The organism is Thalassovita mediterranea (assembly GCA_019448215.1).
GTDB lineage: Bacteria > Pseudomonadota > Alphaproteobacteria > Caulobacterales > Hyphomonadaceae > Henriciella.
The window spans coordinates 1,560,691-1,581,190 of record CP080408.1 but is presented as its reverse complement, the minus strand read 5'-3'; the positions used below and the strand labels follow the sequence as shown (position 1 = coordinate 1,581,190).

The following is a 20,500-nucleotide window of genomic DNA, read 5'->3' as shown; positions in this document are numbered from 1 at the left end:
CAGCTTGCGCGGCCACAGTCCCCTCAATAGGGTGCGCCGCGTTTGACACTGGACATGATGCCATGAGCAAGAAACTTCCGATCAGCCTCGACGATGTACGCGACGCCGCCCGCGTTCTTGAAGGACAGATTGAGCGCACGCCCCTGCGCATGTCCAAGACGCTCAGCGCGATTACGGGTGCGGAAGTCTGGGTGAAGTTCGAGAACCAGCAATTTACCGCCGCCTTCAAGGAGCGCGGCGCGCTCAACAAGCTCGCCCGTCTCAGTGAAGAGGAAAAGCAGGCCGGCGTGATCGCTGCGTCTGCCGGCAACCATGCGCAGGGTGTAGCCTATCATGGCCGCCGCCTTGGCATACCCGTCACCATTGCGATGCCGACGACGACGCCCTTTAACAAGGTCCAGCATACGCGCGACTTTGGTGCCCGCGTCCTTCTGGAAGGCCAGACATTTGATGAGGCGAAAGCTTTCGCCGAATCCGTCCGCGAGCGCGAAGGCCTCACCTGGATCCACCCCTTCGATGATCCGCTCATCATGGCGGGTCAGGGTACCGCGGCCCTCGAAATGATTGAGGATGGGCCGGACTTCGACGTGCTCGTCGTGCCAATCGGCGGCGGCGGCCTGATCTCTGGCATGGCGACCGTCTCAAAGGCCCTGAAGCCTGACACCAAGATCGTTGGCGTGCAGGCGTCCATGTATCCCAGCATGCTGGCCGCCATTCAGGGGCGCGAAGCCAAGACAGGCGGCGCGTCCATCGCTGAGGGCATCTCGGTCAAGACACCGGGCAACCTCACCAAAGAGGTCGTCGAGGCCCTGGTCGATGAAATCCTCCTCGTTGAGGAAGCGCATATCGAGCGCGCCATCACGCTCTTCGCCGATGTTGAAAAGACGATCGCCGAAGGCGCGGGCGCTGCAGGCCTCGCCGCGCTACTCGCTCACCCGGAGAAGTTTGCTGGACGCAAGGTCGGCCTCATTCTCTGCGGCGGCAATATCGATACACGCCTCCTCGCCTCTGTGTTGACGCGGGCGCTTGTGCGCGAAAAGCGCCTCGCCCGTATCCGTATCATCGGGGATGACCGCCCGGGTCTTCTGGCGCTCGTGTCCAAGATTATTGGCGACAATGGCGCAAACATCATGGAAGTCTCGCACAACCGGATCGCGCTCGATGTGCCGGCGAAGGGCGCAGAGTTCGACATCCTGATGGAAACGCGCGATGCCCAGCACACGCAGGACATCATCGACGCGCTCGACCGGGCAGGTTATCCGCCCCGCTCCAGCTAAAGCGTTTCCGACTCCGGCGGAAACGCGGAGGCGAGCAAGGCGAGCCCGGCGCGAATGCGCCGCACCCGCGGAGCTTCGGAGCCGATCGCTCAGCGATCATTTGATCCAGTGGATCAAATGAAGGCGGAGAAGGCCACGCCAGTGGCAAGCTTCAGCGGGCTGGCGTGAGCGCAAACAAACCGACGACCGATTCCGCTGAAAGCGAAGCCGGTCTAGGCGAACGCTCCATCAAGCCGCAGGTGACAGGCAGGCAAAGCTTGCCTAAGTTCCTCAACTCAAACAGATAAAAGCCTCTGATGGAGACTACCCATATGTTGAAACCTCTCTCTGGCCTCGTTTGCGCGGTCCTTCTGGCCGCCTGCAATGCACAGGAGCAGAGCTTTGATGAGTTCTTCCCATGGGACCCAGAGGCAGAAAACGTTCAGGAGACCGAGTCTGGGCTTCAATATGTGGTCGTCCGTGAAGGGCCTGAAGATGGCGCGTCGCCGACCATCAGCTCGACCGTTCAGGTCTTCTATGAGGGCCGCCTGACTGACGGCACAACGTTTGACGGTAATTTCGATGAGGGCCGCCCGGCTATTTTTGGCGTCGGTCAGGTCATTCCCGGCTGGACGCAGGGCCTGCAGCTGATGTCGGAAGGCGACGAATACGTCTTCTACATCCCGTCTGAGCTTGCCTATGGCCAGACGCCGCGTCCGAACGGCATCATCAAACCGGGCGACGACCTCATCTTCCGCGTCTCGCTGGAACAGGTCTTTGCGCCGCCCCCCGCCGACGAAGAAGCGTGGAGCACCTACACGCCGTGGGACTCCTCTAACGAAGCGGTGCAGTCGACCGGCTCGGGCCTCGAATACGTCGTTCTGGAAAGCGGCGCCGAAAACGGCGTCAGCCCGGAGCCGGATGATACGGTCGTCGTCCTTTACGAAGGCCGGTTTGCCGAGAGCGGTGAAGTGTTCGACAGCGCCTACCAGCGCGGCCAGCCCATCATGTTCCAGGCGAATGGCGTCATTCCCGGCTGGCAGGAAGCCCTCGCGCTGATGAAGCCGGGCGACCGCTGGCTGATTCATGTGCCTTCGGACATTGCCTATGGTGAGCGCGGCTATCCCGGCGCGATCCCGCCAAATTCCGACCTCAACTTTGAGGTCCACCTGATTGATGTTCTGCCAACGGAATAAATCTTGCTAGGCAGACTGCGGATAGACTTGGAGGGGGGCGTCACAATGGCTCAACCGCAACGCAAGCATGGGCAGTTTGCCAGGGTTCTCACCGGACTCGCAGCCGCAGCCTTTGTACTGACCGCCTGTGAGACCGCCGCCCCGGCGTCCCAGACTGATACACCCATGGCCGCAGCGGCTGACAGCGAAGCGGCACTTGCCGCAAAACGCGCAGCCAAGGCCAGCGCGCCCTGCCCTGACTATGGCCGCGGCTCCGGCACGTTCCAGCCGCCCTTCCCGACCAATTGCGCAGGCCTGCAGACCACTGAAGAAGGCCTTCGCTGGATCGAGATCGCACAAGGCCCCGAAGACCGCGAACCACCTCTCGATGGCGCAACGGTCATCGTCGCCTATGAGGGCTATCTCGAAGAAACCGGCGCCAAGTTCGACAGCTCCTATGACCGCGGTGAAGCGGCTATCTTCGTGATCGACCAGGTCATCGCTGGCTGGACTGAAATCCTGAAGCGCATGACGCCAGGCGATGAGTGGATGACCTACATCCCGGCAGAGCTTGCCTATGGCGGCGCGTCACCAAGCGCGGCCATCCCGCCAAATTCCGACCTCGTCTTCAAGATCCGCCTCGACGGCTTCCTGAACGCCGAGGAAGTCGCAAGCCTCCCACCGCCATCAGGCGTGTCGGCGGCCGTCTGGGAAGACTTCCTGCCTTGGGACCGCTCGCGCGAAGGCATCCAGCGCCAGCCATCTGGCCTCACCTATTTCCAGATCGAGGACGGCGAAAGCGACGGGCCCAACCCACGCGCTGACGACCTCGTCGCCATCGACTATGAAGCCCGCCTCGCAGAGAACGGCGCCCTCGTCGCCTCGACCTGGGGCCGTCAGACGCCGCTCGTCGTGCGCGCAGGTGACCTCATCCCGGGCTTCGCCCAGCTTCTCAGCCTGATGAAGGAAGGCGACGTCTTGATCGGTCACCTCCCGCCGCCGCTCGCCTATGGCGATGCTGGCCTGGATGACCTCGTGCCGCCAGATGCGTCGCTGGTCTATGTGGTCAACCTGATCGAGATCAATCCGGAAGTCTCCCAGCCGACACGCTGATACCTTCCAGAACCAGAATTGAAAAAGGCGGGCCTCACGGTCCGCCTTTTCTCATTTTAAATGTCGGCGCCGAAGCCTCAGGCCTTCGCCAGCTCCTTGACCGACTGGACTGTGTGCATGTCGCAGACAAGCATCTCGCCGCCCGCTGCAACGATCACCGTATTCTCGCGGCCCGCCACCGAAATCGAGGTATCGGTCGCGCGGATATAGCAGTTCTTGCAGTCGATCGCCCTGACATTGCCGATGAGAACATTGCCATTCTCATCTTTCTCCGAGCGCTCCCACAGTGCCTGGAAGTCACCAATATCGCTCCACCCCATATCGACGGGCACGACTTTCAGGTCGTCATGATGCTCGATGATGGCATAGTCGATTGACTGTGAGCGACATGCCTCGAAGGCAGCCGTATCAAAGCTTGCGGCCGTGCCCTGCTTCGATTTTGGCATGGCGGCGCTGACCGCGTCCAGAATGTCCGGCGCATGCGCCTTGAACGCCTCTATCATGTCGCCCGCACGGAACAGGAAGATACCGGCATTCCAGAAGAAATTGCCCGAAGCGATATAGGATTTGGCTGTCTCGAGATCCGGCTTCTCAACGAAGCGCACGACGTCGATCACCTCGCCGGATTTGCTGGCCGCTTCGATATAGCCATAGCCGGTCGCAGGCGTTTCCGCGATAATCCCGAAAGTCACGACACTGCCCGACTTTGCCGCTTTCGCACCAGCAAGGATCGCGCGGTGAAATGCGCTGAGGTCTGCAATGTCATGGTCTGCCGGAAGGATGAGGACGAGATCATCGACGTCCGCTGAAAGGGCCGCCGCCGCCACGGGCGCAGCTGAGTTCTTCCCGACAGGCTCCATCAATATGTCGGCGTTGCCAGAAAGACCGCCCATCAGTTGCCCATGACGTTCAGCTCCGATCACCATGGGCTGGGTGAAGGACAGGCCGTCGACAGGGTTCCCCTGAACCCGCGCCAGCGTCACTTCCAGCATTGATGAGGCACCGAGCAGGTTGAGAAACTGCTTTGGATGTTGCGGCGTCGACAGCGGCCACAGCCGTGTCCCGTTCCCCCCGCACAAAACCACCGGTTTGATAGAGATCGTCATCTACGCGTTTCCCTCCAAAAATCGTCCCAAGCCTTTAGGCGTGACACACCCCAGATTGCAACCTGCGATGGCTTGACCTTAGCTGCGGTGAAGGCAATCAAGCGCCATGCCAATCACGTCTGTCGAGACTTTTTCCATATCCGGGCCCGCCCTGCTCAACCTGAAACGCGCAGGCGATGAGCGCGGCTGGTTCTGCGAATCATGGAATGCCCGCGACTGGAAAGACGCTGGCCTGCCGAAGGAAGACTGGGTTCAGGACAATTACGCCTTCTCCGCCGAGATCGGCACGACACGCGGGCTGCATTTCCAGGCCCCTCCCCATGCGCAGGCAAAGCTCATCCAGGTCATTCGCGGTAGGATCTTCGATGCGATCGTCGACATCCGCACCGGCTCGCCGAGCTATGGCAAATCGGTTTGCCTGGTGCTGAGCAATGACCAGCCGCAAGCCTTCTACATCCCGGCCGGTTTCGCCCATGGCTACCAGACGCTCGATCCTGATACGCTCGTCTACTACAAGGTCACCGATCACTACGCGCCGGAAACCGAGGGCGGTCTTCTCTGGAACGGAGCCGGCTCGGGCATCGACTGGCCAATCAGGGAACACGTCACCCTCTCCAGACGCGACCACGACTGGCCAGACCTCGGCGCGCTGAAATCTCCATTCACGCAAGCAGGCTGATGGACTCGAACGCTATCCTCGTCACCGGAGGCGCCGGGCGGCTGGGCCGGGCGCTTGGCCGCCTCGGCTGCAATGCGCCGGGCCGAGACGGGCTCGACATAACGAACCGGGACTCAATCGCGCAGGCCGTTCGCCAATCGCGTCCCGTGCTCATCATCAACGCCGCGGCCTATACCAATGTCGACGGCGCTGAGGCAGAGGCTGATCGCGCCCACGAGATAAACGCCAAAGGTGCTGGCCTCATCGCTGAGGTCTGCGCAGAAGACGACATTCCCCTCATCCATATCTCGACGGACATGGTGTTCAGCCAGGGCAATCCGGATCAGCCCGTGACCGAGCAGGCAGAGCCCGCGCCCAACTCTGTCTACGGTCAGAGCAAGCTCAATGGGGAGCTCGCGGTCCGCGCAGCAGGGGGCCGCCAGTGCACCGCGCGCGTCAGCTGGTTGTTTTCAAGCGAAGGCGAAAGCTTCATCAGCAAGATCCTCGCTGTCGCAGCGCAGCGCGATCACCTTCAACTCGTCGATGATGAATATGGCCGCCCGACCCATGTCGATGCGCTGGCCGCCCACCTACTGAAGCTTAGCGACCTGATGGTCGCGAATGAGACCGTGCCGCCGCTCCTCCACCTTGGGCCGCCCGGTCCTGTCAGCCGCTACGGATGGGCCCGTGAGATTTTCAATGTGTCGGATAAGTACGGCGGCCCAGCACCTCAGATGACACCTGTGCCCGGCAGCACCTTCCCGACCCCGGCAGAGCGAGCGAGAGGTCTGGTCTTGGATGTCACGCTTGCCGACGGCCTGCTCGGGCCCATGCCCCAATGGCAGCCAATGAGCGCCAGCGTCGTCCAGAATTTTCTCGGAAAAGCCTAGTGCCTAGCCTTTCTGAGTGAGCAACTTGCGCAGATACGCGGCGTACTCAGACTTGCCGTAGAAGTCTGCATTCTTCTCCAACTCAGCCCGCGTGATGAAGCCGCGGTGCAGGGCGATCTCTTCAGGACAGCAAACCTTCATGCCCTGCCGCTTCTCGATGGCCGCCACGAACTGGCTCGCATCAAGCAGGCTGTCAGGCGTACCCGTATCGAGCCAGGCAAACCCGCGCCCAAGCGGCTGCACCGACAATTTGCCCTCTTCCATATAGGTCCGGTTGAGGTCGGTGATCTCGAGCTCGCCGCGTTTCGATGGCTTGAGAGCCTTGGCCCGCTCGCACACGCTGGCGTCGTAGAAATAGAGGCCGGTGACCGCATGGTTCGACTTTGGCTGCTCCGGCTTTTCTTCGATGGAGACCGCGCGCCCGTCCGCGCCGAACTCCACAACGCCATAGCGTTCCGGGTCGCTGACCGGATAGGAGAAGACGGTTGCGCCGTCACTGATCGCTGCCGCCTTGAGCAGAAGGCCGCCAAGTCCGCCGCCATAGAAAATATTGTCGCCCAGAACGAGGGCGCAGGGCTCCCCGTCGATGATGTCTTCGGCGATCGTGAAGGCCTGCGCGATGCCTTTCGGTTCAGGCTGGACGCGGAAGGTAAAGTTCACACCAAAGCGGCTTCCATCACCCAGCAGCCGCTCGAATGCAGGTTGGTCGTGGGGTGTCGTGATGATGATGATGTCCTTGATACCCGCAAGCATGAGGACGCTGATCGGGTAAAAGACCATTGGCTTGTCGAACACAGGCAGCAGCTGTTTCGATGCTGCCATCGTCATCGGGAACAGGCGTGAACCGGTTCCCCCGGCCAGAACGATGCCCTTCATACCAAATCCCCTGCTCTACCAATCATCTGTGGCCGTACTGGCCTCGACTTGAGGGGCGTTCTATGACATCCGGCCTTGAGCATCGTCAAGCTGGCCACACCGGCGCCAGCCCCGCACGATCAGGATGGACTGCACACGGACGCGACATGAATTTTCTCGTAACGGGCGGCGCTGGCTTTATTGGTTCAGCTGTCTGCCGGCACCTGGCTGGCGACCTCGGTCACAACGTGACCAATCTCGACAAGCTGACCTATGCTGCCAACCTCAGCTCGCTGAAGCCAATCGAGGACCTCGATAATTACCGCTTCGTTCAGGGCGACATCTGCGACGAGGCGCTCGTCTACCGTCTTCTGGTCGAGAACAGGATCGATGCGGTCCTTCACCTCGCTGCCGAGAGCCATGTCGACCGCTCGATCACAGGGCCGGGTGAGTTCATCCAGACCAATATCGTAGGCACCAGCACCATGCTGCAGGCGGCGCGTCGCTATTGGGATGAAGACCTGAACAAGTCCGACAGCTTCCGCTTCGTCCATGTGTCGACCGATGAAGTCTACGGCGACCTGCCGCTCGATTCCGGCATCTTTACCGAAGACTCCCGCTACGAGCCGTCCTCCCCCTATGCGGCTTCGAAAGCCTCATCCGATCACCTCGCCCGCGCCTGGGGCCGCACCTATGGCCTGCCAGTCATCGTGACGAACTGTTCGAACAATTACGGGCCCTACCACTTCCCGGAAAAGCTGATCCCGCTTGTGATCCTGAACGCGCTCGCGATGAAGCCGCTACCCGTCTACGGCAAAGGCGAGAATGTCCGCGACTGGCTCTTTGTCGAAGATCACGCCAATGCGCTCGCCACCGTGGCGCTGAAGGGCGCGCCGGGCGAAACCTACAATATCGGCAGCAATTCAGAACGCACGAACCTGCAGGTCGTCGAGGCGATTTGCGACCTCATCGATGCCCGCCGCCCCGCAGACAAGCCGCGCCGCGACCTTATCCAATTTGTAACGGACCGCCCCGGCCACGATCTTCGCTACGCCATTGATGCCAGCAAGATCGAGAGCGAACTCGCCTGGAAATCCTCGGTCACATTTGAGGAAGGCCTCGCCCGTACCATCGACTGGTTCATCGAGAATGAGTGGTGGTGGAAGCCGCTGAAAACCCGATAAAGGGGCACGATGCCAGACCGTGGGTGCTGTACGGACTGGCCATGCGCCTCATGCCTCAATAAGCCAATGCTCAGGAGTCCACGCCACTGGCCGGTCTCTCAATGCCCAACAGAATGTGGGGAGCAAGGTTACATTGGCATACGTTTTCTATCACATCCCGAAGACCGCCGGGACGAGCGTGAAGCGCGTTCTTGAAAAATGGTTCAAGCTGCAGAGAGATTCTGCCAAGCAGTTTGGTCCGTTTCGTGAACCGGAGTGCACGACTGGCCACTACGGCGGCAGGTTGGTCGGCACGAGCGCGTCATTGCTCAAGAGAGAACCAGGTCTGGCTGGGAATCCGGAGCTCAAGGTCCTTACCTTCGTAAGAGACCCCGTCGAGCACTTCGTTTCCTACTATTACCACCAGATGCGCCACAGCAATTTAACGCTGAGCCTGGCACAATATGCCCAGCGCCCCTTCGAATTTAGCCTGTCCAGGGCTCTCCAGATCAAGCGCGAGGAAGAGATCGAGGCGAGACTGTCGAACTTCTTCTTTGTCGGACTGACCGAGAGTATCCAGACAAGTATCGCCATTCTGGCAAACCGGGTCGGCAAGCCAGTAGTTGAGGTCCCGAAGGAGCGGATTGGCATCCGCGATGAACAGATCGCGACCCTGTCAGATACAGATATCGAGATGCTGACAAAAAAGTTCGCACTAGACAGAAAAATCTACGAGCGCGTGCGAGCATCGATCTCAGGCCAGGCACCTCTCCACTGGAAAGGCGCCGACCAGTTTCTCGATATCTCACGCCAGACTACCAATCCGCAAAGATCGATCGGTAAGAACGAAACGCCCGTAGCGTCCATCAACGAATTCTACCTCTCGGGCGGTGAGACGAATATAAATGGGCCGTTCGCTTGCGACGAGCCGCTATTTCTTCATCTCAAGTTTACTGTGCATGACGCTTCCCAACGCGTTCAGCCTGCTTTTCGGGTGCTATGGAATGAGCAGACGATCTTCACGATTGCCTACACGCCTGACGATGGATCCGACAGATTTACAAACGGTGTGCATAGCGTATCGGCATCGATCCCTCCCAATCTCCTGAATATCAGCCGCTATGAATTCGAGGCGTCGCTTTGCGACCCCGACCCCGTCCAGCGCTGGGATGTCAGCGAATCGCTGGTCACAGCTGAGATCGCTCCTCCGGCACCGGACAGCATGTCGGCCGCGGGCGACTGGCAGTCGCCTTTTCCGGGACCAATCAGGCCCCTTCTTGAGTGGCAAAAGAGCGCCAGACCTCAATAAATAAGCACTTTGTGGGTGAAGCGGTTGAGCAGTTGCCAGCCCTTCGCTAATGGACTTCGGGGCGGCGCACATTCTGTGCCCAAAAGTTTAGTTACGGGACTGTTTCAATGACATCGAAAAACAAGACAGCGCTGGTCACTGGCGTGACGGGACAGGATGGGGCGTATCTGGTCGAACTCCTTCTGGAGAAGGGCTATACGGTCCATGGCGTGAAGCGCCGGTCTTCCTCGTTCAATACTGGGCGTATCGAGCATCTCTATCAGGACCCGCATGTCGATGACCCGCGCCTGATCCTCCACTATGGCGACATGACCGATTCGACGAACCTCATCCGGATCGTCCAGGAGTCCCAGCCAGACGAGATTTACAACCTCGCCGCACAGAGCCACGTCCAGGTCTCGTTCGAGACGCCTGAGTACACCGCGAACGCCGACGCCGTGGGCGCGCTTCGCCTGCTCGAGGCGATCCGTATCCTCGGCATGGAAGACAAGACCCGTTTCTATCAGGCGTCCACCTCGGAGCTTTACGGCCTCGTTCAGGAAGTGCCACAGAAGGAAACCACCCCCTTCTACCCGCGCAGCCCCTACGCTGCCGCCAAGCTCTATGCTTACTGGATCGTGGTGAACTACCGCGAAGCCTATGGCATGCACGCCTCCAACGGCATCCTCTTCAACCATGAGAGCCCGCTGCGCGGTGAAACCTTCGTGACCCGCAAGATCACGCGCGCCGCTGCCGCCATCAAGCTTGGCCGTCAGGAAAAGCTCTATCTCGGTAACCTCGACGCCCAGCGCGACTGGGGCCATGCCCGTGAGTACGTCCGCGGCATGTGGCTCATGCTGCAGCAGGACAAGGCGGACGACTATGTCCTCGCCACCGGTGAGACGACCCATGTGCGCCAGTTCGTCGAGTGGGCCTTCGAAGATGTTGGCATCAAGCTCGAATGGAAGGGCAAGGGCGTCGACGAAAAGGGCTATTGCTCCGAGACCGGCAAATGCCTCGTTGAGGTCGACCCACGCTACTTCCGCCCGACCGAGGTTGAGCTTCTGCTCGGCGATCCGGCCAAGGCGAAGAAGCAGCTCGGCTGGAGCCACGAGACCTCACCGCGCGATCTTGCCCGTGAGATGGTCCAGTCCGACCTCAAAGTCATGCAGCGCGACCCGGTCTGGAAGGACGCCTGATCATGTATGACCTCGCTGGAAAACGGGTGTGGGTTGCCGGCCATCGCGGGATGGTCGGCGCCGCAACCGTGCGCCGTCTGGAGCAGGAAAACTGCGAGGTGATCATCGCCGGCCGCGACAGGGCCAATCTCATCCGCCAGGATGAAACCGAAAAGCTTCTGGCCGACATGAAGCCGGACGCCATCGTCGTTGCAGCCGCCAAGGTCGGCGGCATCCTCGCCAACGACACCTATCCGGCGGACTTTCTCTACGACAACCTCATGATCGAGGCGAACATCATCAATGCCGCCCACAAGAGCGATGTCGACCGCATCCTCTTCCTTGGCTCCAGCTGCATCTATCCAAAGTTCGCCGACCAGCCGATCGTCGAGGAAAGCCTGCTGACCGGCCCGCTTGAGCCGACCAATGAATGGTATGCGATCGCCAAGATCGCAGGCATCAAGCTCGCACAGGCCTATCGCAAGCAGTATGGCCGCGACTATGTCTCCGCCATGCCGACCAATCTCTACGGTCCCGGCGACAATTTCGACCTGAAATCCAGCCACGTCCTGCCCGCCCTCATCCGCAAGGCGCATGAGGCCAAGAAAGCAGGCGCAAGCGAGATCGAGATCTGGGGCACCGGCACGCCGCGCCGCGAATTCCTCCACTGCGATGACTGCGCCGATGCGCTCGTCTTCCTGCTTAAGAACTATTCCGGCTATGAGCATGTGAATGTCGGCTCCGGTACGGACGTCACCATTCTCGAACTCATGGAAATGGTCGCAGACGTGGTCGGCTTCGACGGCAAGATCGTCAAGGATGAGACCAAGCCGGACGGTACGCCGCGCAAGCTGATGTCAGCGGCGCGCCTGCGTGAAATGGGCTGGGAGCCGTCGATCAGCCTTCGCGATGGCATTGCGTCGACCTATCAGTGGTATCTCGACAATGTGAGCGAGGACTGAGGCCAGTCTCAGCCTGCTAGCGAAAGCGCTTCGCGACGCCGTTTGCGATATTCCGGATGTGCGCCACGACATGGCCTGCCTTGGACCATGCCCAGAATTCACGTAGCACCCGCTTGATCTTTGCGGCGATGATCGCGCGGACGCTCCCGCGCTCATTCAATCTGCGCTGCCAGACTTTCACTTCCAGCATGGTTTCTTCCAGAAGCGCGTATTGCTCAGCTCTCAGCTGCTGCTCTTTCTCGAGCAGGCGCTTGATCGCCCGGGCTTCTGTCTCCGCCGCATTCCTGCGGTCTCGCTCATCACTAAGCTGATCGCTGAGGCTCGCTTCGCGCACCTCAAGTTCTTCAATGCGCGCCGATTTCGATGAGATGATCTGATTATAGTTTTCTTCGCGCTCGCGGATATCTGACTGCAGATCAGCCTCTTCAGCGCCGTCCAAGCCGGGAAGCTGCGGCGCTCGAATTCGCCGTTCCAGTTTCCTTGTAAACTCGAACTGGTCCGCGCGCGTCTCAGCGCTCCCGGTGAAGCTGCGCTCCCGCAGCATATCGCGCACCGTTTCGAACAGCTCGTATTCCGGCGCAAGGGCGCGTTCGATGCGTGAGCGCTGCCTTGATGTGAGCTGCAGGATGAGCTCGTCGCGATCTCCGACATTCTCCTTCGGCACATTGACCGGAGGCTTGCCCAGAAGCTCTGCCAGATACTTCATCGAGCCATCAATGTCTGATGTATCTCCAATGAAATAGAACGAGCCGATCACATCGTCCCGCGCCTTCTCATCATAGGCGGACATCGAATTTCTGTAGAGAAAGCGGCTCGGAAACTCCGCGAATGAAACGATATCCGACGGGATGTTCTTATCGCTCTTGCTGCGGAAATGGTAATAGGACGAGACGAGCTGATCCAAGGGATCACGCAGGAGGGTAAAGACCTTATAGTCCGGATTGCCCACCATCTCAGGCAGCGCATCCGTCAGCGCGCCGTCCTCACCGAAGATGGCCGATGAGAAATGGCTCGAAACGCATATGTCCCTGTCCGAGCGGCCCCGAAGCTGCTCCACGTCCGGAAGTTGCTCAACCCGGCAGAGCTGATACCAGCTCTCGATGACGCGCTTTGTGCTGGTGCCCGCCGTCTTCGGTATGTGAAAGTGTACGAGCATCAGACCCCTAAATCATGACACCGGGATAAAAGAGCGCTCGCTCAGAAGCACCGCAAGCAGTCTCTTAGACAGGGAAACCGGGACTAGCCAGCCGCCGGGTGCGCGAGCAGGGCTTTCATGAACTCATCAGGGTTCTCAACCCTGATATTCTCCGTCCGGCAGCGTTCGGGTTCCGGGTCGCCTTCCCAGAGCTTTGAGCCAAGATAGGTTGGCATATTGTATTCCATGCTCAGCATCAGGCGCTCACGATTGCCGGGACGCCCGCCGCCATGCAGGCACCGGCACGTATCGGTGAAGATGATCGTGCCGGCGGGCCCGTGATATTCGTGCAGAGCGCCCTCAGGCAGAACGCTGTCTTCCTGCCGGTCGAGAACGAAGTCGGGGCGCTCGAACAGGAACTCGCAATCCTTTGCCGCGGCCGCCATGAACGGGCCGGAATTGGCATCGACATCGGTGATGTAGAGGAACACCTTCAGCTGGGCGCGGTCTTCCGGGTCGAAGTGGAGACGTTGCGAGGATTTGCGATGAAACTCCTCATTCTTTGCCAGCGTCACACCGAAACCGGTCATGATCGGGAACATGCCGAAATAGCGGATAACCGGCGCGAGCAGGAGCGGGCTGGTCGCCAGTTTGAAGATTGCGCTGTCGGCGCCGAATGGCTTGCCCGCCGACCCAAGGAATTGAAGGCTGTCCTTTGACAGGAACTCCCGGCCGGACGCGACCGCATCCTCATAGGACTTCAGCCCCTCTGCGATGGCCCCCTGCACCAGCGGGTCGTGGCTGAGATTGATGGACGCGTGCGCGATATCTTTCGGTATTTCGAACGCCGACGTCTCAGGCGCGAGCGACTGTTCAGCCAAATAGCGGCACCCCAGTTCTTCGCGGCGCGCGATCTCCTCGCTTTTGATAAAGCGGGCAAGCTCATGATATTGCTTGCGCTGCTTCATGCTGCCTTGCCTGATCACGAAATCGCGCTCGAACACGGCTGCAGAGCGCGAGACCGCCATGAACTGCTCGGCCTTGTTTCGCCAGAAGTCACGCTCGCCGACGATTTTGTCGACGTTCACGTCCTGCATTGTCTCAGGCATGAGCTTACCCGCTTCCCTATTGTGTCAGTGCGTTCGAACCGATGGTTCAGCGAGCTCTACACGGGCTTGGGGTGCGCCAACAAGGCTTCGGTGTACTCGTTCAGATTATAGTCCCTGACCTTCAGCGTCCGGCAGCGACGCTCAGGCACCGGGTCGCCGTCCCAAAGCTTGGAGGCGAGATGCGTTGGCATATTGTACTCGATGCTCAGCATAAGACGCTTCTTGTCACCAGGCCGTGCACCTGCATGCAGGCAGCGGCACGTATCACAGAAAATCGCCGTACCAGCCGGGCCGGTAAAGGTGCGGATAGATCCTTCCCGAACGGCGCTGTCATCCTGACGGGCCAGTCTGAAATCCGGGTCATTGTAGAGGACGGCGCTGTCCTCGGCCGGAACGGCCATGAACGGACCGGACTTCTCGTCCACATCCGTGATGTAGAAGAAAACCTTCAGCTGCGTGCGGTCTTCCGGATCGAAGTGCAGGCGCTGGGACGAATGCGGATAGAACTCTTCATTGCGCGCTGACAGCAGGCCAAAGCCCGTCATGATCGGCATCATGCCGAAATAGCGGATGACAGGCGCCAGAAGCAGCGGGCTTGTCGCCAGCTTGTAGACACCGCCGCTCGCGATGAATGGCCAACCGGCATCCCCGACAAATTCCAGGCTGTCCTTGGACAGAAGCTCTTTGCCGGAATCGATCGCCTCCTGGTAAGTATCAAGGCATTCCTTGACGGCGTCTTGAACCAGTGGGTGATGGCTGAGGTCGAGAGAGGCAAAGCCATCCTTCTGCAGCACGACCAGCTTCGCCGTCTCCGGGTCCAGCTTCTGTTCGGCCAGGTATTTCTGGCCCAGTTCACGGCGTCGCTGGATCTCAGCCGCCTTAACCTCGCGCGCGAGCATGTGATAGGTCTGCCGCTGGCGCATCGTTCCCTTCGTCATAAGGTACGTACGATCGATCGTGGGCATGTTCTGGAATTGCTCGGCAAGCTGTTGAGCCTCGCTCTTCCAGCGGTTGCGGTCACTTTTCAGTGCCGCAATCTCGGACTCGTAGTCGCGGGACGGCGACGCCACTGCTTCGCCCACATCCCCGTTACGGTCATTTTCTTTGACAACTGACATACTTTGTTAACTCCAGCCCACTTGGCGGGAGAATCTCTCACAGCGTGAAAATGTCAACTACGTAACATCCGCACACCGCTTGCTCTGTCGGCGCAATTGTGGCTACACGGGTTCGACTTTCGACGCTTGAGGACTGCCGCATGCCAATTGAGAATTCCGCCCATATCGCAGACGCGTTTGCCAGGATCGCAGAAAAGAAAATCGAGGTTGGCAGCTTGATTAATATCGGGTCCGGCCGCGGCGATGATCTGGGCTTCTACAAGTCCCATTGGCCCGACATGCAGACCCTCCTCATCGACATGGACCCGCGCTTCCTGGAGATCTGGGAGCAGCTCGCTGCGACGCACGAAGGCACCAAATATGTCGTGTGCGGCGCGTCATCCGAAGATGGCGAAGGCCAGTTCCTGAAATCCAACGATGTCGGCGGCGCGCTCTCCAAAGTGGCAAGCGGCGAAAACGTGCACACCACCCCGCTCCGCAAGATCGACACGCTGGTCAAAGAGTTCGACATGCCGGGGCCTTACTTCATGAAGTTCGACACGCACGGTGTCGAACTCGACATCCTTGCCGGCTGCGAAGAGACGCTGAAGAATACGAGCCTCATCATGATGGAGGTTTATAACTTCAAGCTGAATTTCGTTGATCGCAAGAACCTCACTTTCGATGAGATGTCGCTCCACATGAAATCACTCGGCTTCCGCTGTGTGGACATGTGCGATCCGCTCTACCGGCCCGGCGACCACGCGCTCTGGCAGATGCACCTCATCTTCATCAGGGACGATCATCCGATCTGGCAGCGCAACTCGTATGGCACGGGCGCCCCGGCAGCTTCCTGAGCGACTGAATAGACAAACCGCGCTCCCTCGAATGGCAGACATTTTAAGGCGTGCTGGGTATAGGCCTTGCAAGTGTGACGGCGTGCTGAGATCGGTAAATCGACCGGCAGGAAATTAGCAGGAGCAGGAAATGGAGTGGGCCAGACGCGCGCGCCGCGCCGCGAGTTCAGTCATCCGTGGAGGCCGAAAGAGCGCGCCAACACCTCAAACGCCTCAAAACGCTGTCAGGAACCAGTGGCACAACTCTCTAAATGCCGAGCAGCGCGGCTATGTGGTCGATCATACGGTCGACCCGATCCGTCCAAATCTGGAGCGGGCCGGCAAGCCGCGGCCCCGGCATGACTGTCTTGACCCGCGCCCAAGCGTCAGCGTCGTCCTCGGCACACTCAACCGGCGCAAGCTTCTCGAAAAATGCCTCGCCTCCGTGCGACGGGAACTCGAAGGCCTGGACGGCGAAATCATTGTCATCGATGGCGGGTCAGACGACCGTACGATCCCGTGGCTGACCAAGCAGGAGGATGTGATCACCATCCTCCAGTACAATCGCTACAAGGATGGCGAGACCTCCATGCGCCGGCGCAGCTGGGGCGGCTTCATGAATATGGGCTTCCGCGCCGCTTCTGCCGATTACATCCTGATGATCTCGGACGACTGCCTGCTCATGCCCGGCGCAATCCGTAATGGCATCGAGCAGATTGAATCGGCAAAGAAGGCGGGCGTGCCCGTTGGGGCCTGCGCCTTCTATTTCCGCGACTGGCCAAAGCAGAAACGGTACTACGTCCAGCGCACTATTGGCGGCAATCTGATGCTCAACCATGGCATCTATACCCGTGAAGCGCTTGAAGCGGCCCAGTACGCCAATGAAGACGACTATGTCTTCTACAAGTCTGACACGGACCTCTCTCTCAAGATCTGGGACAGCGGCTACGCCATCATCGATGCACCCCGGTCAATTTGTGAACACTATGTGGGCATAGAAGAAGAGCTTCGGGCCGGTAACACGGCGCTCATGTCCTATGACCGGGCGCAGATGAAGCAATACTGGCCCGACCTTGTGACGGATGAGGGCGTGAGGAAAATGGGTAAGATCTATCTCGACGAACCGCCCGGCGATGAAGCGGACAAGGCGTGGACGAGGCTCTACCGGCAGGAAGAGCGCGCTGCCAAGAAACGAAATCCAAACTTGAAATAGACACCAGATCAGGCGATCCGGTCTGAGGTTCGACTATCCGTAGACAGATGACAGGCATGGCGCAGGCACAAAACAAAAAGAAGACTGCAGCGAAGAAGACGCCGGCTAAAAAGGCCGCAGCGTCTGCGCCCGCGGCTGCGCCAGCTGATCGCCGGGCGCCCTATCTTCTGAAGGGCAAGTCGCCAGAGCCGGACCTTCTATCGCTTTTCCGCCTCCTCACGACGCTCCGGGACGCCAAATCGCGCATCGAGTTGAGTGGTCTGATCCGCACGAGGCTCCGTTCGCTGTATCCGGCCGGATCCGGCGAGACAGGCACCGCCGAGCTGAAAAACGGACTGCGTTTCGATGTCGACCTTGGGGACCTCTTTGGTGCCGAGTTTTTCATCGGCAACATGAATGAAGCCGACGTCCTGAACGCGCTCAATGCCACCCTTCCCAAAGCTGCCACTACCGTTGATATCGGCGCCAATTTCGGACTGTTCGGTGTCCATGCGGGCCATATCGCCCAAAAGGGCAAGGTCATCGCGCTTGAGCCGCTTCCATCAGCATTCGATCTGCTGAAGAAAAATATCAGCCAGAATGGGCTTTCAGGCCGCGTTGAAGCGATCAATGCCGCTGCCTCCAAAAAGGGCGGCAAGGCTGAGTTTTTCGTCGCGACCGACGGGGCTTTCAGCGGCCTGCGTGACACGGGCCGCTCGCCTGTGCTCGAGACCGCAACCGTCGACATGGTCGCGCTCGATAAATGCGCGCCGGTCACCGCCCTGGACCGGATCGACTTCCTGAAGATCGACACCGAAGGTCATGAGGCAGAAGTCCTGGCCGGCGCCCACAAGACGCTGGAGCGCTGCAAGTCGGCGCTCGTCATGCTTGAATACAGCCACAAGAATCTCACCGAGGACGCACGCGCCAACCTCATTGAGGAGCTTCAGCCCCTCATCAGCGCGGGCTTCGAGGCCCAGCTTTATGATGGCAGCCAGACACTGGTGAAGCTCAAGAAGGCAAGCGACATCCCTGCCGACACATCCGGCACCGTATTCCTCACGGGCGAGACCTGCGCCTGGGCGAGCGACTTCTTTGCCGCCCTGAATAATGAGGTCGAGGCCGCCAAATCGGCTCCATTGGAAAACGCCGCAGACCTCATCCTGCGAGAGTTCGGCAATGTCCGGAACAAGATCGCTGACGTCGAACGGCTCGAGGCAGAGTTCCCCTCGACAGGCGGGAAGACACCGCTTTCCAAGCGCATCCAGAACGAAGTCAGCCGCCTTCGCACAGAGATCGAGCGCGCAGAAGCCTATCGCAACGGGCTTCAGGGCCATTACGACAAGGCCGACGCGGACAGAAAGCGCCTGCGTCTGAAATCCGACCAGCTCGGCGAAACTGTCGAGAAATACAAGGAACGCATCGAGGCCTTCCAGAAGGTCACCGATTCACTCCATGAGAAACTGAAAGTCCGCGAGGACGAGCACGCCCAGAAGATCGCCGACATCCGCACCTCCTTCGACCGCCAATATGAGCGGGCAGAGGAGATGAAGAAGTCGCTGCTGGAGTCGATGACCGCCCGCAAGGATCTCGAAAACCAGCTTGCGCAGGCCGATGAGGCCCTGAAGGCGTCGAAGCAGGAATTCAGCGCAACGAAGCGGCTACTCACACACGCCGAAGCTCGCAGCACCGATCTCGAAGGCAAGCTCCAGACGGTCCTCGCCGCGCGTGACTCGCTCAATGAGCGCATGGAAGCCTTCCGCAACCTGTCGAATGATCTGCAACAGAAGCTCGAAGCGGCGAAGGCAGCGCAGGAATCGGCCCGCCGGGATTTCGATGTTCTGATCTCGAAAGAGAAAGCCGCTCACGAGCAGACGCGCGCGCGCCTGGAAGCGGAGCTCGCCAAGGAAAAGGCCGCGCACGAGAAGACCCACCAGGACCTCAAGCAAATCCTCTCTGAGGAGCGAAATGCGCACAAACAGACCAGCGCAGAGCTCGCCAAAGAGAAAGCCGTGCATGAGAAAACGCACCGCGATCTGAAATATATCATTTCAGAGGAGCGCAACGCCCTCAAACGCGAGAAGGCCGCTCACGAGAAGACCCACCGTGACCTGAAAATGCTGCTCTCACAGGAGCGCGCGGCGCACAAGGAAACCCGCAAGCATCTTGAGGTCAGCCGTGAGCTGCGCGCTGATCAGCGCCGGGAACTCGACGAAGCCGCCGCGAGCCAAGCCGCGCTTGAAGCAGAGATCGAGGCGCTCGCAGTCGAGAAGCAGGTGCTTCAGGCTGAGATCGACGAGAAGCGTGCCCTCGTCCGCATCCTGCAGCAGCGCGAAGCCCTGCACGAGATCGGCCTCGGCAAGCACCTGCGCCGGCGCCCATAAGCGAATTAGCTGCTGGCTACCTCATCCGCCTTTGTATCTTTGCGGCGCTTCAGACGCGCATGTCTGTAGCGGTCCAGCGGGCGCTCGATTGCATAGACCAGCGCCAGGCTGATCAGGATGGTCAGCACCGTGCCAAGCAGGGCCTGCCCCTCGGCATAGATCTCACCTGCGATAATAAAGGCAAGCAGGTGCGCGACATAGATCGGATACGACAGGTCGCCCAAGGCGCGATCATACCTGTTGTCCTTCACCAGCGCGAACACCGGCCCGACACTTATGGCGATAAGTGTAAGCAAGAGAAAGCGCGTAATTTCCCTATCAAAAGGGCTGGCATTCAGGGCAAGGATAACGACCACCGTCAGGATAAGCAGCACAAGCCCCAGCTTCTTCATCCACGGCGCATCGAGTTTGTGACGCAACAGCTTCCAGGACAGTGACCCCGCCAGGAACATGAAAAGGATCGATGGGAAGAAGCGATGCGTCCACGGATCGCTTGGCAGCGCCGTCATCGACAGGGCGATGAACACACCAAGCGACAAGGCCAACCCCGCCGCGACACGCCATCCCTTCACAAGAAGAAATGGTGCCAGCGCGTAGAAATAGATCTCAAGCCCCAACGACCATCCCTGCGGGATCAGCAGGAACTGATAAACCGGCACGGCAGAGTCCGTGAAATCGGTCGTCAGGCTCAGACTCTCGCCATCAAAGGACAGGAAAAGCGCCGCATCCAGCAACACGATGCCGAGATTGGAAACGACGATATACGCCTTCGTCCAGAAATCTCCCGCCATGAAGACGGCACCGAGCTCATCCATGGGCAGCGTGAACCGGCTATGGGCGCCGGTCGCAATGCCGACGATCAGCGTCAGCAGCAGGATCGCGAAATAGGACGGGAATAGCCGCAAGTACCGATTGGTGTAGAACAGCTTCAGGCGCCCGGCATACCGGTCCTGCAGCACAAGCGCCATGTAGAAGCCAGAGATGATGAAAAAGGCCTCTACCGCGACAGAGCCTGACCCCATCTGATAGCCAAGGACACCGCCATAGTGATCGACCACGACGGTCATCGCCAGAAGAAACCTGATGACCCCCACCCCGATTGC

Annotated in this window: 18 protein-coding genes; 12 read left to right on the top strand and 6 right to left on the bottom strand. The window is 59.7% G+C overall.

Annotated elements, in window-relative coordinates; translation table 11 throughout:
• Positions 1-62 precede the first annotated feature (62 nt).
• The 3 genes from KUV46_07825 to KUV46_07815 all read left to right on the top strand — a co-directional run bounded on the left by KUV46_07825 (position 63) and on the right by KUV46_07815 (position 3,544).
• Complete coding sequence (locus KUV46_07825) at positions 63-1,277, top strand: threonine ammonia-lyase (GenBank protein QYJ02285.1); 1,215 nt, start codon at positions 63-65, stop codon at positions 1,275-1,277.
• Between the two features lie 311 nt (positions 1,278-1,588).
• Positions 1,589-2,452, top strand: a complete 864-nt coding sequence (locus KUV46_07820) for an FKBP-type peptidyl-prolyl cis-trans isomerase (GenBank protein QYJ02284.1) — start codon at positions 1,589-1,591, stop codon at positions 2,450-2,452.
• 45 nt (positions 2,453-2,497) lie between these two features.
• Positions 2,498-3,544, top strand: a complete 1,047-nt coding sequence (locus KUV46_07815) for an FKBP-type peptidyl-prolyl cis-trans isomerase (GenBank protein QYJ02283.1) — start codon at positions 2,498-2,500, stop codon at positions 3,542-3,544.
• Positions 3,545-3,621: 77 nt separating this feature from the next.
• On the opposite strand, the gene cpsB is transcribed toward KUV46_07815, so the two are convergent.
• Positions 3,622-4,650, bottom strand: a complete 1,029-nt coding sequence (cpsB, locus tag KUV46_07810) for a mannose-1-phosphate guanylyltransferase/mannose-6-phosphate isomerase (protein ID QYJ02282.1) — start codon at positions 4,648-4,650, stop codon at positions 3,622-3,624.
• Positions 4,651-4,756: 106 nt separating this feature from the next.
• Between cpsB and rfbC the strand changes: the two genes are divergently transcribed.
• Positions 4,757-5,329 carry a dTDP-4-dehydrorhamnose 3,5-epimerase gene (gene rfbC / locus KUV46_07805; protein ID QYJ02281.1) on the top strand — a complete coding sequence of 191 codons (573 nt, stop codon included), beginning with the start codon at positions 4,757-4,759 and terminating at the stop codon, positions 5,327-5,329.
• Positions 5,329-6,198 carry an NAD(P)-dependent oxidoreductase gene (locus tag KUV46_07800; GenBank protein ID QYJ02280.1) on the top strand — a complete coding sequence of 290 codons (870 nt, stop codon included), beginning with the start codon at positions 5,329-5,331 and terminating at the stop codon, positions 6,196-6,198. The genes rfbC and KUV46_07800 overlap by 1 nt, the downstream gene beginning before the upstream one ends.
• Positions 6,199-6,201: 3 nt before the next feature.
• Here the strand turns inward: KUV46_07800 and rfbA are convergent, their stop codons facing one another.
• Positions 6,202-7,074, bottom strand: a complete 873-nt coding sequence (gene rfbA, locus KUV46_07795; GenBank protein ID QYJ02279.1) for a glucose-1-phosphate thymidylyltransferase RfbA — start codon at positions 7,072-7,074, stop codon at positions 6,202-6,204.
• Positions 7,075-7,220: 146 nt separating this feature from the next.
• Between rfbA and rfbB the strand changes: the two genes are divergently transcribed.
• From rfbB to KUV46_07775, 4 genes are all read left to right on the top strand, one after another.
• Positions 7,221-8,237: a dTDP-glucose 4,6-dehydratase gene (gene rfbB / locus KUV46_07790; GenBank protein QYJ02278.1), complete on the top strand. Its 1,017-nt coding sequence runs from the start codon at positions 7,221-7,223 to the stop codon at positions 8,235-8,237.
• 133 nt (positions 8,238-8,370) lie between these two features.
• Entirely contained in the window at positions 8,371-9,525 is a 1,155-nt protein-coding gene (locus KUV46_07785; GenBank protein ID QYJ02277.1) for a sulfotransferase family protein, read from the top strand.
• 107 nt (positions 9,526-9,632) lie between these two features.
• Positions 9,633-10,703: a GDP-mannose 4,6-dehydratase gene (gene gmd, locus KUV46_07780; GenBank protein ID QYJ02276.1), complete on the top strand. Its 1,071-nt coding sequence runs from the start codon at positions 9,633-9,635 to the stop codon at positions 10,701-10,703.
• 2 nt (positions 10,704-10,705) lie between these two features.
• Positions 10,706-11,644 carry a GDP-L-fucose synthase gene (locus KUV46_07775; protein ID QYJ02275.1) on the top strand — a complete coding sequence of 313 codons (939 nt, stop codon included), beginning with the start codon at positions 10,706-10,708 and terminating at the stop codon, positions 11,642-11,644.
• Positions 11,645-11,660: 16 nt separating this feature from the next.
• Here KUV46_07775 and KUV46_07770 read toward each other — a convergent pair whose 3' ends face one another.
• The 3 genes from KUV46_07770 to KUV46_07760 all read right to left on the bottom strand — a co-directional run bounded on the left by KUV46_07770 (position 11,661) and on the right by KUV46_07760 (position 15,006).
• Positions 11,661-12,800 (bottom strand): sulfotransferase family 2 domain-containing protein, encoded by a 1,140-nt coding sequence (locus KUV46_07770; GenBank protein ID QYJ02274.1) that lies wholly within the window; start codon positions 12,798-12,800, stop codon positions 11,661-11,663.
• Positions 12,801-12,883: 83 nt separating this feature from the next.
• Positions 12,884-13,888, bottom strand: coding sequence for a hypothetical protein (locus tag KUV46_07765; GenBank protein QYJ02273.1), 1,005 nt, complete (start codon positions 13,886-13,888; stop codon positions 12,884-12,886).
• Between the two features lie 56 nt (positions 13,889-13,944).
• The gene (locus KUV46_07760; GenBank protein QYJ02272.1) at positions 13,945-15,006 is read right to left on the bottom strand and encodes a hypothetical protein; all 1,062 of its coding nucleotides are present in this window, start codon (positions 15,004-15,006) and stop codon (positions 13,945-13,947) included.
• A gap of 140 nt (positions 15,007-15,146) precedes the next feature.
• Between KUV46_07760 and KUV46_07755 the strand changes: the two genes are divergently transcribed.
• The 3 genes from KUV46_07755 (at position 15,147) to KUV46_07745 (ending at position 19,397) form a co-directional block, all read left to right on the top strand.
• The gene (locus KUV46_07755) at positions 15,147-15,842 is read left to right on the top strand and encodes an FkbM family methyltransferase (GenBank protein ID QYJ02271.1); all 696 of its coding nucleotides are present in this window, start codon (positions 15,147-15,149) and stop codon (positions 15,840-15,842) included.
• A 130-nt stretch (positions 15,843-15,972) separates the two neighbouring features.
• A complete protein-coding gene (locus KUV46_07750) occupies positions 15,973-17,034 on the top strand; it encodes a glycosyltransferase (GenBank protein ID QYJ02270.1) in 1,062 nt (353 codons plus the stop codon).
• Positions 17,035-17,090: 56 nt separating this feature from the next.
• Positions 17,091-19,397 (top strand): FkbM family methyltransferase, encoded by a 2,307-nt coding sequence (locus KUV46_07745; protein QYJ02269.1) that lies wholly within the window; start codon positions 17,091-17,093, stop codon positions 19,395-19,397.
• Between the two features lie 5 nt (positions 19,398-19,402).
• Here the strand turns inward: KUV46_07745 and KUV46_07740 are convergent, their stop codons facing one another.
• Positions 19,403-20,491, bottom strand: coding sequence for an acyltransferase (locus tag KUV46_07740; GenBank protein ID QYJ02268.1), 1,089 nt, complete (start codon positions 20,489-20,491; stop codon positions 19,403-19,405).
• Positions 20,492-20,500 lie beyond the last annotated feature (9 nt).

Bases quoted from the DNA above. Each gene is read 5' to 3' on its own strand.
- KUV46_07825 (QYJ02285.1), top strand. From the start codon at position 63: ATGAGCAAGAAACTTCCGATCAGCCTCGACGATGTACGCGACGCCGCC.
- KUV46_07820 (QYJ02284.1), top strand. From the start codon at position 1,589: ATGTTGAAACCTCTCTCTGGCCTCGTTTGCGCGGTCCTTCTGGCCGCC.
- KUV46_07815 (QYJ02283.1), top strand. From the start codon at position 2,498: ATGGCTCAACCGCAACGCAAGCATGGGCAGTTTGCCAGGGTTCTCACC.
- cpsB (QYJ02282.1), bottom strand. From the start codon at position 4,650: ATGACGATCTCTATCAAACCGGTGGTTTTGTGCGGGGGGAACGGGACA.
- rfbC (QYJ02281.1), top strand. From the start codon at position 4,757: ATGCCAATCACGTCTGTCGAGACTTTTTCCATATCCGGGCCCGCCCTG.
- KUV46_07800 (QYJ02280.1), top strand. From the start codon at position 5,329: ATGGACTCGAACGCTATCCTCGTCACCGGAGGCGCCGGGCGGCTGGGC.
- rfbA (QYJ02279.1), bottom strand. From the start codon at position 7,074: ATGAAGGGCATCGTTCTGGCCGGGGGAACCGGTTCACGCCTGTTCCCG.
- rfbB (QYJ02278.1), top strand. From the start codon at position 7,221: ATGAATTTTCTCGTAACGGGCGGCGCTGGCTTTATTGGTTCAGCTGTC.
- gmd (QYJ02276.1), top strand. From the start codon at position 9,633: ATGACATCGAAAAACAAGACAGCGCTGGTCACTGGCGTGACGGGACAG.
- KUV46_07775 (QYJ02275.1), top strand. From the start codon at position 10,706: ATGTATGACCTCGCTGGAAAACGGGTGTGGGTTGCCGGCCATCGCGGG.
- KUV46_07770 (QYJ02274.1), bottom strand. From the start codon at position 12,800: ATGCTCGTACACTTTCACATACCGAAGACGGCGGGCACCAGCACAAAG.
- KUV46_07765 (QYJ02273.1), bottom strand. From the start codon at position 13,888: ATGCCTGAGACAATGCAGGACGTGAACGTCGACAAAATCGTCGGCGAG.
- KUV46_07760 (QYJ02272.1), bottom strand. From the start codon at position 15,006: ATGTCAGTTGTCAAAGAAAATGACCGTAACGGGGATGTGGGCGAAGCA.
- KUV46_07755 (QYJ02271.1), top strand. From the start codon at position 15,147: ATGCCAATTGAGAATTCCGCCCATATCGCAGACGCGTTTGCCAGGATC.
- KUV46_07750 (QYJ02270.1), top strand. From the start codon at position 15,973: ATGGAGTGGGCCAGACGCGCGCGCCGCGCCGCGAGTTCAGTCATCCGT.
- KUV46_07745 (QYJ02269.1), top strand. From the start codon at position 17,091: ATGGCGCAGGCACAAAACAAAAAGAAGACTGCAGCGAAGAAGACGCCG.